At 48.3% G+C, this 758-nt stretch carries 1 protein-coding gene; it reads right to left on the bottom strand.

The genetic code is table 11. The features are described from left to right. The coding region (locus R7093_RS25225) for a TRAP transporter large permease subunit (protein ID WP_318147020.1) at window positions 1-758 on the bottom strand (758 nt) is incomplete at both ends.

The raw sequence follows: 758 nt of genomic DNA, 5'->3' as shown, positions 1-758 counted from the left end.
AATGGTCCTTCTAAGTAACCTTCAATGGCTCCAATGAGCGCGTAAGTACCCACTATCGCAAAGAAGCCGACCGTAATTACTGATGTCACATCCCAACTGACCAATCCGGTATAGGCAATTAACAATGGAACCAAGTACAGCCCCTTCGCAATTTTCCAAGCCATTAAGCCTGTTCGCATTGGTGGCGTTTTCGCAATGGTCGCCGCTGCGAATGCGGTTAAACACACTGGTGGCGTAACGTTACTGTCTTGTGAGAGCCAGAATATGATCAAATGCGCAGCCAACAATGCCAAGCCAACCGCCTCTAAACCTAGGCTTTGCTCTAGTAGCGTTTCAACAAAATCAGCAGGAACCAGTGACAGCATTTCTTTCGCCGTTTCCAGCGCCATTGGCGCATTGAGAAGATCGAGCTTATCTGGTGCCGCTAGCATGAAGATCGCTTTCGCTTGCTCGGGTAATTGCCCTGAAACCATCAACTCTAAAAGTTGGTTCTCGGCAATCAACTTATACAAGGCAGGGGCAGACAAAGTGCCCAGAACAATATACGCCGCTGTCACAGGTAAGCCCATACCTAAAACCAACGATGCCAAAGCAATCAACACGAGCATGATGAACAAATCACCATTCGCCCAACCATTGATCATCAAAGAGAAAGTATTGCCGATGCCTGTGGTACTGATTACGTTGATCACTAAACCAATACCCACCAGCAAGACGGCGGTGGTTGCCATGTTCTTCGCGCCTTGAGACATAGCCTC

It is taken from the genome of Vibrio sp. 1580 (genome assembly GCF_033340055.1).
The sequence above is the reverse complement of the archived record's forward strand: the minus strand, read 5'-3'. Positions and strand labels throughout refer to the sequence as shown.